Annotated in this window: 11 protein-coding genes; 8 read left to right on the top strand and 3 right to left on the bottom strand. The window is 73.0% G+C overall.

Annotation, left to right across the window (positions count from 1 at the left end; translation table 11 throughout):
• The first annotated feature begins 55 nt into the window (after positions 1–55).
• Positions 56–1,309, top strand: coding sequence for an aspartate aminotransferase family protein (locus IQ251_RS03820; RefSeq protein ID WP_193927026.1), 1,254 nt, complete (start codon positions 56–58; stop codon positions 1,307–1,309).
• Positions 1,310–1,639: 330 nt separating this feature from the next.
• Positions 1,640–2,779, top strand: a complete 1,140-nt coding sequence (locus tag IQ251_RS03815) for an LCP family protein (protein ID WP_193927025.1) — start codon at positions 1,640–1,642, stop codon at positions 2,777–2,779.
• A gap of 99 nt (positions 2,780–2,878) precedes the next feature.
• On the opposite strand, the gene IQ251_RS03810 is transcribed toward IQ251_RS03815, so the two are convergent.
• On the bottom strand, positions 2,879–3,670 hold the full coding sequence (locus tag IQ251_RS03810; protein ID WP_193927272.1) for a lysozyme: 792 nt from the start codon (positions 3,668–3,670) through the stop codon (positions 2,879–2,881).
• Between the two features lie 257 nt (positions 3,671–3,927).
• Between IQ251_RS03810 and IQ251_RS03805 the strand changes: the two genes are divergently transcribed.
• The 5 genes from IQ251_RS03805 to IQ251_RS03785 all read left to right on the top strand — a co-directional run bounded on the left by IQ251_RS03805 (position 3,928) and on the right by IQ251_RS03785 (position 10,802).
• Positions 3,928–5,694, top strand: coding sequence for an ABC-ATPase domain-containing protein (locus tag IQ251_RS03805; RefSeq protein ID WP_193927024.1), 1,767 nt, complete (start codon positions 3,928–3,930; stop codon positions 5,692–5,694).
• Between the two features lie 89 nt (positions 5,695–5,783).
• Entirely contained in the window at positions 5,784–6,452 is a 669-nt protein-coding gene (locus IQ251_RS03800) for a phosphoribosyltransferase (protein ID WP_193927023.1), read from the top strand.
• A 329-nt stretch (positions 6,453–6,781) separates the two neighbouring features.
• On the top strand, positions 6,782–7,054 hold the full coding sequence (locus IQ251_RS03795) for a hypothetical protein (RefSeq protein WP_228046095.1): 273 nt from the start codon (positions 6,782–6,784) through the stop codon (positions 7,052–7,054).
• Positions 7,055–7,258: 204 nt separating this feature from the next.
• Positions 7,259–9,631, top strand: coding sequence for an ATP-dependent Clp protease ATP-binding subunit (locus IQ251_RS20075; protein WP_193927021.1), 2,373 nt, complete (start codon positions 7,259–7,261; stop codon positions 9,629–9,631).
• Positions 9,632–9,770: 139 nt separating this feature from the next.
• Complete coding sequence (locus tag IQ251_RS03785; protein ID WP_193927020.1) at positions 9,771–10,802, top strand: alpha/beta hydrolase fold domain-containing protein; 1,032 nt, start codon at positions 9,771–9,773, stop codon at positions 10,800–10,802.
• Between the two features lie 24 nt (positions 10,803–10,826).
• On the opposite strand, the gene IQ251_RS03780 is transcribed toward IQ251_RS03785, so the two are convergent.
• The gene (locus IQ251_RS03780) at positions 10,827–11,252 is read right to left on the bottom strand and encodes a pyridoxamine 5'-phosphate oxidase family protein (RefSeq protein WP_193927019.1); all 426 of its coding nucleotides are present in this window, start codon (positions 11,250–11,252) and stop codon (positions 10,827–10,829) included.
• 278 nt (positions 11,253–11,530) lie between these two features.
• On the opposite strand from IQ251_RS03780, the gene IQ251_RS03775 reads away from it, so the two are divergent.
• Positions 11,531–11,986 (top strand): STAS domain-containing protein, encoded by a 456-nt coding sequence (locus IQ251_RS03775; RefSeq protein ID WP_193927018.1) that lies wholly within the window; start codon positions 11,531–11,533, stop codon positions 11,984–11,986.
• Positions 11,987–11,998: 12 nt separating this feature from the next.
• Here the strand turns inward: IQ251_RS03775 and IQ251_RS03770 are convergent, their stop codons facing one another.
• Positions 11,999–12,769, bottom strand: a complete 771-nt coding sequence (locus IQ251_RS03770; RefSeq protein ID WP_193927017.1) for an enoyl-CoA hydratase/isomerase family protein — start codon at positions 12,767–12,769, stop codon at positions 11,999–12,001.
• Positions 12,770–12,774 lie beyond the last annotated feature (5 nt).

Here is a 12,774-nt window from a genome sequence, read left to right as displayed (position 1 = left end):
TGTCCAGCTAGATTGTCAACAATCCTACATTTCGCTCGACAGGTTGGAGTCGATCATGGCTGAGCTCTCGCCGGTGCTGAAGCAGGCCACTCCGGTCCTGGCTGCCCGCGGCGAAGGGGTCTACCTCTTCGACGAACAGGATCGTCGCTACCTGGACTTCACCGCCGGGATCGGGGTCACCAGCACCGGCCACTGCCACCCCGAGGTGGTGGCCGCGGCCCAGCGGCAGGTCGGCACGCTCATCCACGGCCAGTACACAACGGTGATGCACCGGCCGCTGCTCGACCTCACCGATCGGCTCGGCGACGTCCTGCCGCAGGGCCTGGACCGGCTGTTCTACGTCAACTCCGGCAGCGAGGCCGTGGAGGCGTCCGTGCGGCTGGCCCGGCAGGCCACCGGCAGGCAGAACGTGGTGGCCTTCGCCGGCGGGTTCCACGGGCGCACCATGGGTGCGGCCTCGTTGACCAGTTCCGGGGTGAAGGTCCGCGCGGGGATCGGCCCGATGATGCCGGGGGTGGCATTCACCCCGTTCCCGGAGTCCTACCGGCACGGCATCAGCGAGGCCGAGGCGGTGCGCTCGGCGCTGGCCGAGTTCGACCAGCTGCTGGCGACGGTGACCTCGCCGAAGGACACGGCGGCGGTGATCGTGGAACCGGTGCTGGGCGAGGGCGGCTACATCCCGGCGCCGCCCGCGTTCCTGGAGGGGCTGCGCGAGCGTGCCGACCGGCACGGCATCCTGCTCATCCTCGACGAGGTACAGACCGGGGTGGGCCGCACCGGCCGGTTCTGGGGCCACGAGCACTCGGCGATCGCCCCGGACATCCTCATCACCGCCAAGGGCCTGGCGTCCGGCTTCCCGCTGTCGGCCATCGCCGCGGGCAGCGAGCTGATGGGCCGCGCGTGGCCGGGGTCGCAGGGCGGCACCTACGGCGGCAACGCGGTGGCCGCGGCCGCGGCACTGGCCACCCTGGATGTGGTGCGCGACGAGAAGCTGGTGGACAACGCCGCCGAACAGGGCCGCAGGCTGGCCGAGGGGCTGCGCAAGGTCGCCGCCGAGCACCCGGTGATCGGGGACGTGCGCGGGCTGGGGCTCATGCTCGGCAACGAGTTCACCACCGAGGACGGGCGTCCGGACACCGACACCGCCACCCGCGCGCACGCCGCCGCGGCCGAGAAGGGTCTGCTGCTGCTGACCTGCGGTCCGCACGGCAACGTGGTGCGTATGATCCCGCCGCTGATCGTGACCGCCGAGCAGGTCGACGCCGCGCTGGAGCTGTGGCAGGAGGCGGTGCGCAGCGCGGTGTCCTGACCGCCGGGCTCGCGGCCGTGTTCCGGCCACCGAGTCCTCGACCGTCCGTGGTGCCCGCCGCGTGCCCGTTTCGGCACGCGGCGGGCGCTTGTGTGCGGTGCCGGTGAGCCGACACACCCCACCCGGGTCACCACGCCCGTGGTGGAACGGGTGGGGGGTGCGGTTACCATCGACGCTCGGGCAGTGCGCTGCCGCGGGGGAGACCGGGGCCCGAAGGTCACCGTTCAGCTGCGATACGCACCGCGGCACCAGCCGTCTGGGATGCTCCACGTCGAGGACAGGCCAGGCCGGACGTGTGCCCGGCGAGTCGACGGACGCGGATGTGAGGTCATGAGCGATTGGTCGGCGGCAGAACCGCCGAGGGGCCGCAGGCAGGCCGGCCGCTACGACTACTACGGCGACAACCGCGCGCGCGGCAACGCTGCGGGCGCGGGAAGGGGCCGGCCCCCGCAGCCCCCGCCGGGCGGCGGCCGCGGCAACCAGCCGCCGGCGCGGCCCCCGGTGCGCACGCGCCGCAAGCGGCGCTGGCCGCGCAGGCTGGCGATCGCGCTCGTGGCACTGCTGGTGCTGCTGGGTGCCGGCGTGTTCTACGTCGACTCCACGCTGCAGCGCACCGACGCGCTGGCCTTCGATGACCGCGTCGAGGACACCCCCGGCACGAACTGGCTGATCGTGGGCTCCGACAGCCGGGAAGGCCTCGACGACACCCAGCGCGACGACCTCTCGGCCGGGGACGCCGGTGGACGCCGCACCGACAGCATGATGCTGGTGCACGTGCCCTCCGGCGGCGGCCAGCCCTCGATGATCAGCCTGCCGCGCGACTCGTCGGTGTCCATCCCCGGCTACGGCCGCGACAAGCTTAACGCGGCGTTCTCCTACGGTGGCCCGCAACTGCTGGGCCAGACCGTCGAGCAGGCCACCGGGGTGCACATCGACCATTACGCCGAGATCGGCTTCGGCGGCTTCGCCGAGCTCGTCGACGCCGTCGGCGGGGTGGACGTGCAGCTGGACGCGCCGATGAACGACGACATGGCCAACGTGCACCTGCCCGCCGGACCCAACACGCTCGACGGGGCCACCGCACTGAGCTTCGTGCGCGCCCGTTACTCGCTGGAAGGCGGCGACCTGGAACGCGCCGAGAACCAGCGCATGGTGATGGGAGCGTTGGTGGACAAGGCCACGAGCCCGGCCACCCTGCTCAACCCGTTCCGGATGGTGCCGCTGGTCAACGGCGCGGGGCAGACGTTCCTGCTCGACGACGGCGACCACGTCTGGCACCTGGGGTCGCTGGCGCTGGCACTGGGCGAGATCAGCCGCGGCGAGGGAGTGACCACCAGCGTGCCCTTCGGCGGGTTCGGCTACACCGACTCCGGCCAGTCGGTGGTCGAGTGGGACTCGGAGAACGCGCTGCGCATGTTCGACGCGATCGCCGCCGACGAACCCGTCCCGCCCGACCTCGTCGAACCGTAGCGGGCCGAACGGCAGCACGTCGGGCCCGCACGGCTCCGGACACGAGTCGGGCCGCCTCCCCGGATGGGAGGCGGCCCGACTCGCCGTTGGGAGGGACGATCAGGTGCTGAACCGGGCCAGCTGGTCGGGGTCGCCGTTGAACGCGTCCCGGCACCCCGGCAGCGGCGGCGCACCGGGCGAGTGCTGCCAGATCGTGTGGGTCTGCCAGCCGGCCGGCAGCTCACCCAGCTGCGGGCCGTAGCGCGCCACCCACAGCGGGTTGTTGGCCGCGAAGTCGGGATTGCCGCCGGTGCAGCGGTTCCACCAGCTCGTGGTCGTGTAGATCATGGGGAACCGGCCGGTGCGATCATGGTAGGTGTTGCTGAAATCGGCGATCCACCGCGACATGCTCGCCGGATCCATGCCGTAGCACGTCTCGCCGTAGGGGTTGTGCTCGATGTCGAGCGCTCCCGGCAGCGTGCGTCCGTCCGGGCTCCAGCCGCCGCCGTTGTCCACGAAGAAGTTCGCCTGCTCGGCGCCGCCGGAGGTGTCGGGCAGCGCGAAGTGGTACGCGCCGCGGGTCATGCCGACCTGGTAGGAACCGTTGTACTGGTGGTTGAACGCGTCGCTGCGAAAGCCCGTTCCCTCGGTGGCCTTCACCATCGCGAACCGGGCCCCGTCGGCCCACGCCCGCGGCCAGTCCACACTGCCCTGGTGCCCGCTGACGTCGATGCCGGTGACCCCGGCGGGCCCGGCGCCCTGGCGGGCACGCGACCCGTCGGCGCCGGCGCTGTAGCCGACCCAGGCCCCGTGGTCATCCGGGTCCAGCTGCGGCGCGCTGGGCGCCGGTTCCTCGGCGGGCACGGCCGCACCGGAGCCCTCCTCGCCCTCGGCCAGCGCGGGCGCGGCCATCGCGGTCGCGGCCAGCAGTGCGGTGACCAGCGGGGTGATCGTCGGCCGGTGGCCACGCCACCGGAAAGTGCTGCCAGCAGGGCGTTGCACAGCCTCGCCTCCTCGCCAACCGGACATCGGGGATCATGCGTGATCGGACACTAACCCGGCGTGTGCGATCTCGCCCGCTGTCGCAGCACCGCGGCTGTCCACAGTGGTGGCCGTGACGCTGACCTCCCGATTGGATAAACGCCAGCCCATCGGGTAGTTCTCGGGGCATGGCACAGCGAACAGGCGGCCCTTCGGGGGGACGGTCCGGCGACCGCGGTCGGCGCGGGCCCGGCGCGCGCGGATCCGACAGCAGGCCGGGCCCGACCCGGCGCGACGAACAAGGCCTGCGCCAAGAACTGCGATCGATGCACGGCGGCAGCTACGGACGCTACAAATCGCTGTCGGGCACGTGGGACTACGACGGCTTCACCCTCGACGTGCAGAAGGTGCAGCCCGACCCCTACGCCCCGGCCAGCCGCTGCCAGGTGCGCGTGCCGGCCGACACCGCCGGGTTCCCGCAGCACCTGCGCTCGAACGAGGTCCGCGCCCGCGCCCTGGCGGGCTTCCTGCTGCGCGCGGCGCACTGGCAGCTCAAGCGCAGCCACCTGCGGGTGGACCCGGGACGGCAGGAAGTCCTCGACCGCAGTGCCTGCCAGATCCGCGACGGCGAGGTGGTGCTGCGGCTGGGCATCGACCTGCCCGGGCGCGGCCGCACCATCGAGGGCCGGCAAGCCGAACAGGCGCTGTGCGAGGACCTGCCCGCAGCGGTGCAGGCGGCACTGCGCTACGACACCGCCGACCAGTCCGCCCTGGAACGCTTCGTCGACTCCCTGGAGGACACCGACGCGCTGCGCCGCGCCCTGCCGCAGCAGGGCCTGGTGGCGTTCGTGGCCGACGGGGCCGTGCTGCCGCGCCGCAGCGGGGTCGACGACCACCCGCTGCCGGACGGGGTGCCGTTCGCCTCGCCGGAGTCGATGCGGGTGCGCCTGCAGGTGCCCAACCGCGGCGAGATCACCGGCATGGGCATCCCGGAAGGGATCACGCTGGTCGTCGGCGGCGGCTTCCACGGCAAATCAACGCTGCTGCGCGCCCTGGAGTACGGGGTCTACGACCACGTGCACGGTGACGGGCGCGAACTGGTCGTGTGCCGCGACGACACCGTCAAGGTCCGCGCCGAGGACGGCAGGCGGGTGCACCGGGTCGACGTGAGCCCGTTCGTCAGCCACCTGCCCACCGGCGCCGACACCGCCGACTTCTCCACCGACAACGCCTCCGGGTCGACCTCGCAGGCCGCGTCGATCGTGGAAGCGGTCGAGGCCGGCGCCAAGGTGCTGCTGCTCGATGAGGACACCGCCGCGACCAACCTGATGATCCGCGACGCGCGGATGCAGACCCTGGTGGCCAAGGAATCCGAGCCGCTGACCCCGTTCCTGGACCTGATCCGCCCGCTGCACGGCCAGCGCGGCGTGTCCACGGTGCTGGTGATGGGCGGGTCCGGCGACTACATGGACGTCGCCGACCAGGTGCTGATGATGGATGCCTACCGGGCTCGTGACGTGACCGGCCGCGCCCGCGAGTTGGCCGCCGAAGCCACCGGCCGCCATGCCGAGGCCGAGACGTTCCCGCCGGTGCGCCGGCGGATCGTCGATCCCCGGTCGGTGGCCACCGACCGCCCCAAGATCCGCGCCCGCGGTGTCGATGCGCTCAGCCTCGGCGATTCCACAGTGGAACTGCGGGCCGTGGAGCAGCTGGCCGACTCCGGGCAGGTCACCGGGATCGGACTGGCGCTGGTGAGCATGGTGCGCCGCGGGCTGCTCGACGGGCGGCGCACGCTGGCCGAGGTGCTCGACGCGTTCGACGCCGAGGTCGCCGAACGCGGTGTGGCCGCCGTCGACGACCGCTACGTGGGCGATTTCGCGGTGCCGCGCCGCTACGAACTCGCCGCCGCGCTCAACCGGCTGCGCACCCTGCAGGTGTCGGGTTTTCGCACCTGAGCCCGCCGACCTCGGGCGGGGTTTGCCACCGCCGCGGCCCGGGGCACCATCGGGGCGAACCTGGTAGCAGCGCGGCGGGAGGCGCGGCGATGCCCCGCAGGAATGCGTCCGAGTCGACCACGGTCGGCTACGACGACCGCGCGCACGCCGGGCGGGTGCTGGCCGGTCACCTCACGGCTGCGGCGTTGACCGACCCTGTGGTGCTCGGTCTGGCCCGCGGCGGCGTGCCGGTGGCCGCCGAGGTGGCGCGCGCTCTGCACGCCCCGCTGCGGGTGTGCGTGGCCCGCAAGATCGGCGCGCCGGGCCAGCCGGAGTTGGCCGTGGGGGCGGTGACCGCCGAGGGACCTGCCGATTTCGACGAGCGGATGCTGCGCTCGTTCGGGCTGGACACCGCGGGCATGCAGCAGGCCACCGACCGGGAACGTGCCGAGGCCCGGCGCCGCGAGCAGCGGTTCGGTTCGCCCGGGGCCGAGGCGCTGCGCGGGCGGGAAGCGGTGCTCGTCGACGACGGGCTGGCGACCGGGGCCACGGCCCGCGCGGCGGTGCGGATGGTGCGCGCGGCCGGTGCGGCCCGGGTGGTGCTGGCCGTGCCGGTGGGTGCCCGCGACGCGGTGGCCGCGCTGCGCGGGGAGGCCGACGAGGTGGTGTGCGTGCTGCAGCCGGTCTCGTTCGCGGCGGTGGGGCAGTGGTATCGCGACTTCGCCGCCACCGATGATGCCGAGATCGACCGGCTGCTGGCCGAGCTCGGTGCAGCCTAGCGGCCCGGCCGCGCCCGCGACCATGTGCACTTCCCAACATTGAAAACGTTTGTTCGTTCAGTGTTTGATGAATTCGACGGTGCACACCAACCCATACTGGCCTGCGCGCCGAGGAGGTAGCCTCACCTCACCTGTGCGCCGCCGAGGATGGGTGGCGCCGGGCGCGAAGCGAGCACGGGTCTCTGGTTGATTGGTTGGCTATGACTGCCACTGGACATTCCGACAAGCAGCCCTCGCAGTCCGGGCGGCACGGTCCGGAACGGCGTTCGGGGGCCCGACGGGGTTCCGATTCCGGTCAAACGGGGCAGTCCGCCGATATCGCGTGGCAGGTGGGCGAGGCCGCCGCCGCGCTGGCCGACCGGCTGCGCGATCCGTCCGTGGCGCACTCGGTCGAGGAGATCGAGAAGGTGCTGCGCGGTTTCTCGGCCACCGTGGACGGCATGTCCGACGGGGTCGGCGGCATCACCGAATGGCTGCGCGCGGCCGGGCACACCGGCCAGCTCACCGGCCACTCCAGCGTGGTGGCCGACCGGATGTCGCACTTGGGCAAGGAATTGCAGCGGTTGGCCGAGGCGATTCAGGAGGCGCAGGAGGACCGCTGACCGGACACCGGTGCCTGCCGCGGCGGGATCGCTGAACAGGGGCGGCGGGCGGCTCAGTATGTTGGGGGCGGCACCGCACCCCCGCTCGGGCCGGTCGCGGTGCGCCGCCCGCACCGGGTGTCGGCCTCAGCGACGCCGTTCGGCGGGTGGTGCGAGGCGGTTTCGGCGGCAGGCCCGGCCTGCCTTGTCCCGGGAGGTGTACCTGTGGGTCGCGGCAGTGCCGGTGATTCGTCTGCGGCCTTCGATGCGCTGTTCAGCGAAGTGTTCACCCAGCCCCGGCCGGACGAGTCGGCCGGGGACGGGCTGCGGCTGCGTTCGCTGCTGGATCCGCACGCCTACGAGGTCGTCTCGCACGCCGCACGGGCCACTGTGGACTGGTCCAGCCGCGAACTCGACAGCACGCACCTGCTGTGGGCGGTCACCCAGGTCCCGGCCACGGCCGGCATGCTGTCCGACTCCGGAGTGCGGGTCGCCGAGCTGGCTTCGGCCGTGCGCGCGGCGGTCGCGGCCGCGGCCGAACCACCCGGCGCCGGCGCACCGGTCCTGTCGTCCTCAGCACGCATGGCGCTGCTGCGCGCCTACCAGCAGGCCCTCGGCGAAGGCGCCGAGGTCGTCGGCGCGCGCCACCTGCTGCAGGGCCTGTCCGCCGACGGGGACTCGGTGGCCGGGCGCACGCTGGCCCGCGCCGTGGGCCACGACGGGGCCGGGCAGCAGGCGCTGAGCGTGACTCCGCGGCTCGACGAGTTCGGCACGGACATGACCGAACTGGCCCGCAGCCGGGCGCTGGATCCGGTCGTGGGCCGCGACGAGGAGATCGAGCAGGCCATCGAGGTGCTCGGCCGCCGCTCGAAGAACAACCCGGTGTTCGTCGGCGACCCCGGCGTCGGCAAGACCGCGGTCGTGGAGGGCCTGGCCCAGCGCATCATCAACGGCGACGTGCCCTGGTCGCTGGCCGAGGCGCGGATCGTGTCGCTGGACCTGGCCGGCATGGTCGCCGGCGCGAAGTACCGCGGCGAGTTCGAGCAGCGGTTCCGCGAGGTGCTCGCCGAACTGCGTCGGCACCGCGACCACGTGGTCGTGTTCATCGACGAGATCCACAGCATCGTCGGCGCCGGCGCCGGGGAGGGGTCGATGGATGCCGGCACCATGCTCAAACCGGCGCTGGCCCGCGGCGAGATCCGGCTCATCGGCGCGACCACCGTCGAGGAATATCGCCGCGACGTGGACAAGGACCCGGCGTTGGAGCGCCGGTTCGCGCCGATCCCGGTGCCCGAACCCGGGGTGGGCGAGGCCGTGCAGGTGCTGGAGGGGCTGCGCACCCGCTTCCAGCAGCACCACCGGGTGCGCATCGACGACGCCGCGCTGCAGGCCGCCGCCGGGTTGTCCGACCGGTTCATCCCCGACCGGTTCCTGCCGGACAAAGCGGTGGACCTGCTCGACCAGGCGTGCTCGCGGGTGCGCAGGCGCCGCGGTGGTTCGGTGCGCGAGGAGGCCGCGTTCGAGCCCACGGTCGGTGCCGACGATGTGGCCGAGGTGGTGGCCACCCGCACCGGCATCCCGGTCTCCGAGGTCGACACGCCGGACGTGGACCGGCTGCTGGACCTGGAGGCCCAGCTCGGCGAGCGGGTCGTGGGCCAGGAGCAGGCGGTGCGCACGGTCGCCGAGGCGGTGCGCCGCGCCCGGGTGGGGCTGGCCGATCCGCAGCGCCCGATCGGCAGTTTCCTGTTCCTGGGCCCCACCGGGGTGGGCAAGACCGAGCTGGCTCGCGCGCTGGCCGAGGCGGTCTTCGGGGACGGGCAGCACCTGGTGCGGCTGGACATGGGCGAGTTCCAGGAAAAGCACACGGTCTCGCGGCTCATCGGCGCACCACCCGGTTACGTCGGCTACGGCGAGGCCGGTCAGCTCACCGATCCGGTGCGGCGGCGGCCGTATTCGGTGGTGCTGCTCGACGAGGTGGAAAAGGCTCACCCGGATGTGTTCAACACGTTGCTGCAGCTGCTGGACGCGGGGCGGCTGACCGACGCGCAGGGCCGGTGCGTGGATTTCCGCAACGTGGTGGTGATCATGACCTCCAACATCGGTGCGGGACGCATCGCCGATTCCGGGGCGGATGCGGCGGTGTCGGCGCGGGTGGTGCTGGAGGAGCTGCGGGCGTTCTTCCGCCCGGAGTTCATCAACCGCATCGACGACGTGGTGGCGTTCCGGCCGCTGGGCGGCCCTGAGCTGCGGTGGATCACGCGGCTGCTGCTGCACCGCACGCACGAGCAGCTGCAGGCCAAGGGCATCGGCCTGGTCGTCGGTGAGGACGCGGTGGACTGGCTGGTCGAGCAGGGATATCAGCCGGAGTTCGGGGCGCGGCCGCTGCGGCGGGTGATCCAGCGCGATCTCGACACCCCGCTGTCGTCGATGGTGCTGCGCGCGCAGGCCGGGCCCGGTGACGAGATCACCGTCGGTGCCGCGGGCGGGCAGCTGTCGTTCTCGGTGGCCGCCGTGTGGGAACCGGTGGCCGGGGGGCGGCACGCGGCGCCGGCCGCGGACCCGCACACCGCGCCGCAGCAGCATTCGGTGCCCGGTTAGCCCCCGGGCGGTGGCCGATCGGGTGATCACCGGTGGTGGTTCGGATCGTCTGCCCGCTGCCGCGGACGGCGCTGCGTAGCGTGCCGGCCCGGAGTGTTCGGCTGCCGCGCGGGTGCGCGGCGATCTTCGGGGAGGGCCCGTGCTGGTCAGTCGCAGGTCGGTGCTGTGGGGTGCGGGGGCTGCTGCGGCCACCGCGATGCTGCCGGGTACGGGGGTGGTGGCCGCCGCGTCCCGCGACCCCGGGGTGGAGGTGCTGGCTGATCTCAGTTACGCGCCGCGGGTGGGCAATGCGCACCGCCTGGACCTGTACCTGCCGGCCGGTGGTGGCGGGCCGTGGCCGGTGGTGCTGTGGAGCCGGGGTTCGGCCTGGGAATCCGACGACGGCAACACCGGGGGAGAGCGGGTGGCCCGAGCGCTGTCCGGCCGGGGGTATGCGGTCGCGGCGGTGGCGGTGCGCTCCAGCGAGCAGGCGCGGTTCCCCGCCCAGGTGCACGACGGCAAGGCGGCGGTGCGGTGGGTGCGGGCGCACGCCGGTGAGTTCGGGCTCGACGCGCAGCGGCTGGCGTTCATGGGCTCGTCGTCGGGCGGCTGGCTGGCGGCCATGGTCGGCGCGACCGCCGGCGTGACGGCCTTGGAGGGATCGGTCGGCGAGACCGGCAGGTCCAGTGCGGTGGACGCGGTGGTGGACCTGTTCGGGCCGAGCGATTTCGGGCTGCTGACCCGGCAGATGCCGGAGGGCGCGTGCCCGGACTACAACCGGGCCGAAGGGCTCTCGGGCTGCCACGATGATCCGGGCTCGCCGGAGTCGCGGCTGCTGGGCACCCCGGTGGGATCGGATCCGCAGCGGGTGGCGCGGGCCGACCCGGGCCGCTACGTCTCGGCGGGTGGGCCGCGTTGGCTGCTCATGCACGGCACGGGCGACCGGACGGTGCCGGTGGGGCAGAGCGAGGTCCTGCACGAGGCGTTGACGCGTGTCGGGGCCGACAGCACCTTCTACCGGCTACAGACCCGCGCGCACGACGACGCGTTCTTGGACGAGACCGCCGGGCACACCGGCAGGCAGGTGTTGTCCAGCTCCGCGGGGGGCAGCCGTGAGGTGCAGGCGGGGCCGGCGACGTGGTCGGCGGTGGCGGACTTCCTCGACCGCGCGCTGCCGGCCCGCCTCGGGTGAGAGTCGCCCGCGAGTGCGGTGCGGTCAGAAGGCGCCGAGGTCGGAGGAGATCCAGCGCTGCGGCTGCATGTGGATGGCGATGTGCTCGCCGAGCTGGGTGTGCTGGTAGTCGACGAAGTCGGCGACCAGCTCGGCGGGCAGGTAGCGCGCCGCCAGCAGGCGGGTCTGTTCGCGGTCGACGGTGCTGGTGCCGGTCACCGGGCCTTCCACCGACACGTAGCGCACGGTCGGCGCGGTGCGCTGCACGAGCAGGCTGAACCGGCCGGCCGCGTGGATGGCGTGCGCCTTGCGGGCCTCGGGGCCGGTGTGCACGGTCAGCGGCCCGCCCGGTTCGTACTCGTACCAGATCGGCACGATCAGCGGGCCCCGGTCGGTGTGCTCCTGCACCGACAGCGCACCGATGTGCGGCTCGGCGAGGAACTGCTCGCGTTCCTGTTTCGACAGTGCCATGCCCGCAACCTAGCCGATGATGCTGCCCGTGACGCGGCAGCCGTCGATCGTTCGTGCCGACACCGTGATCACCTGGTCCGGGAATTCGTGCACGGACAGTGGTGGCCGGTGCCGGGGACTCCCGACTCCGGCGAACCCCGAACCGGCCGCGGTAACACGAACGTGGCGAACCTTGTTGGTGCTGTCGAGCGGCTCCTACCGTGGGCGCAACGGGCCGGGGAAGCGGCGGACTCACCCCGCCGAGACGACCCGTGCGACACGCCCACCAGGGAGTTGATGTGATCGTTTCCGAATCCGGAGCCACCGCGGCCAACACGGAGGCACCGACGATCGCGGCACCGCGCCACGCCGCCGACCCGCCCGTGCACGCCGGCGCCCGCGGCTCGACGCTGCGCCTGGCGGTGGACTGGCCCGCTCCCGGCATCGTCCTGGTCCGCGTCGGCGGCGACATCGACCTCGCCGGCGTCCCCCGGCTCACCGAACTCGTCCGGCAACGCCTCACCGCCGCCACCCTGTCGGCCGTGGTCGTCGACCTCACCGACGTGACCTTCTGCGGCAGCGCCGCTCTGGAACTGCTCCTGCAGGCCCAGCACCGCACCGACCAGCGCGGCACCGCCCTGTACGTGGTGCCCGGCCCGGTCATGGGCAGACTCCTCGACCTCACCGGCCTGCGCCACCGGTTCAGCTGCCGCGACGACACCGCGCACGCCATCGCCGCGGCCTGCGCGGGCTGAAGCCGCCCACCCTCACCGGCCCTGCCAGCGGTACTCGGTCTTGTCCACGAACGACCGCACCCCGCCCCGGAAGTCCTCGCTGCCGAACACCGCCCGCACGAGATCATCACCGTCGGGCAGCGCGGCCACCCGCAACCGCCGCACCGCCTCCTTGGACGCCCACATCGTCAACGGCGCGTGCTCGCACACCCGCGCCGCCACCTGCGCGGCCACCTCGTCGAGCTCCTCCGGCGCGCAGACCTCGCCGACGAACCCCGCCGCCAGCGCCTGCTCGGCATCCAGCAGCCGAGCCCGCAGCAGCATGTCCAACGCCCGCCCGGGCCCGAGATGGTGCACCAGCAGCGAATAGGTGTTCATCGACAGGCAATTGCCCAACGTGCGCGCCACCGGCACCCCGAACCGTGCCGTCGTCGAAGCCACCCGCAGATCGCAGCACGCCGCGATCGCCAGCCCCGCACCCACGCAGTACCCGGACACCGCCGCCACCACCGGCACCGGCAGCCCCTCCACCCGGTCCAGCACCCGCTGCATGTGCCGCTCGTAGTCCACCCCGTCCTGCCCGCCGCAGAACTCCTGGAACTGGGCGATATCGGTGCCGGCCACGAACGCCTCCCGGCCCCCCGACAACACCAGCACCCGCACACCCTGCTCGGACTCGGCCCGATCGCAGGCCGCCAACAACCCCTCGTACATGCCCCAGGTCAACGCATTGCGCTGCGCCGGGCGGTGGAACCGCACGTGCAGCACCGACCCGGACCGCTCGACCAGCAACTCCTCGGACACCGCGC

It is taken from the genome of Saccharopolyspora montiporae, assembly GCF_015209505.1.
GTDB classification, from domain to species: domain Bacteria; phylum Actinomycetota; class Actinomycetes; order Mycobacteriales; family Pseudonocardiaceae; genus Saccharopolyspora; species Saccharopolyspora montiporae.
The sequence above is the reverse complement of the archived record's forward strand: the minus strand, read 5'-3'. Positions and strand labels throughout refer to the sequence as shown.

Excerpts from the sequence above, each read along its gene's own strand:
- IQ251_RS03810 (WP_193927272.1), bottom strand. The coding sequence starts at position 3,670 with ATGGCCGCGCCCGCGCTGGCCGAGGGCGAGGAGGGCTCCGGTGCGGCC.
- IQ251_RS03815 (WP_193927025.1), top strand. The coding sequence starts at position 1,640 with ATGAGCGATTGGTCGGCGGCAGAACCGCCGAGGGGCCGCAGGCAGGCC.
- IQ251_RS03800 (WP_193927023.1), top strand. The coding sequence starts at position 5,784 with ATGCCCCGCAGGAATGCGTCCGAGTCGACCACGGTCGGCTACGACGAC.
- IQ251_RS03780 (WP_193927019.1), bottom strand. The coding sequence starts at position 11,252 with ATGGCACTGTCGAAACAGGAACGCGAGCAGTTCCTCGCCGAGCCGCAC.
- IQ251_RS03820 (WP_193927026.1), top strand. The coding sequence starts at position 56 with ATGGCTGAGCTCTCGCCGGTGCTGAAGCAGGCCACTCCGGTCCTGGCT.
- IQ251_RS03805 (WP_193927024.1), top strand. The coding sequence starts at position 3,928 with ATGGCACAGCGAACAGGCGGCCCTTCGGGGGGACGGTCCGGCGACCGC.